This window comes from Thermus islandicus DSM 21543, assembly GCF_000421625.1.
In the GTDB taxonomy this organism is placed as follows: domain Bacteria; phylum Deinococcota; class Deinococci; order Deinococcales; family Thermaceae; genus Thermus; species Thermus islandicus.
Genome location: NZ_ATXJ01000061.1, coordinates 1 through 1,157, shown reverse-complemented (window position 1 = coordinate 1,157; position 1,157 = coordinate 1). Strand labels below are relative to the sequence as shown.

Annotated in this window: 1 protein-coding gene; it reads right to left on the bottom strand. The window is 67.9% G+C overall.

Annotation, left to right across the window (positions count from 1 at the left end; all coding sequences use genetic code 11):
- The coding region (locus tag H531_RS15045; RefSeq protein WP_245540707.1) for a choice-of-anchor U domain-containing protein at positions 1-1,038 on the bottom strand (1,038 nt) is incomplete at its 3' end.
- Positions 1,039-1,157 lie beyond the last annotated feature (119 nt).

Genomic DNA, 1,157 nt, shown 5'->3' with positions numbered 1-1,157 from the left:
CCAGGTCACCCCGTCCGTCGAGGTGAGGATAGTACCGCCCTCGCCCACCGCTACGAAGGTGCCGTTCCCGTAGGTCACGCCGTTGAGCTGATTGGTCGTCCCCGATTTCCGGGCGGTCCAGCTCTGCCCGTCGGGCGAAGTCAGGATCGCGCCCGGGCTGCCCACGGCGACGAAGAGGCCGTTCCCGTAGGTCACGTCGTAGAGGGAGTGGCCCCCCGAGGTGCGCAAGGTCCAGGCGATGCCCGCTGGCGCGCTCACCGTTAGGCTCAGGCTGGCCTGAGCGCTGAGGCTCCCCGCGGTGCCCTTGACCTGGAGGTTGTACGTCCCCGGGGCCACGCTGGAGGCCACCGCGAGGGTGAGGGCCTGGGTCACCGGGTTGCTGCCCGAGACGCTCACGCTGGTGGGCGAGAGGCTGACCCCGCTGGGCGCACCCACCAAGGAGAGGGAAACCGTCCCGGTGAAGCCATTCTGGGGCGTCACCGTCAGGGTGGTGGTGCCGCTAGACCCCTGCTGCACCGTGAGGATCGTGGGGTTCAGGGAGAGGGTGAAAGAGGGGTTAGAGCCGCCGCCGCCACCGCCCGAGGAGACGAGCAAGGCTACCGGGTCCACCACCTGGCCATTGGCCTGCCCGTCGGCATCCAGGGGGCCGCCGTCTTGCACCTTGTAGGTAGCCGTGTTCCCGGAGATCTGGGCATTAGGTACGGGTTGCCAGTTGTTGTTCAGGTACTTCATCAAGACCGCCCCCGCCGGAATGGCCTGGGGGAAGGTCAGGCTCACCGTGAGGGTTCCCCCCTGGGCTACCTGGGCGGTGAAAGCGATGGCCCCATAGGGCGCCTGGAAGCCCTGAGGTGGGGTCACGCTCTGAGCGGTGGGCCTTTGGGTAAAGGTACCCCCTTGGAGGGTGGCCTGCACCTGACCCCCGGGGGTGTTCACCGTACCCGAGGAGCCGCCACCTCCAGTGCTGCCCGACTGCCCTCCACACGCCGCAAGGAGGAGGGCGAGGCCTGCCAGAAGACCGTACCGCGTACCCTTACGCATACCGCCTCCCTTCCGAGACCCCTAGGGTCCCTACCTCCATCCTCCTCAGGGGGGCTTACAAAAACCTTAAACGGGGTGGGAGAGCGTGCCCCCTCGAGCCGGCCAGGCGGAAGAAGCCC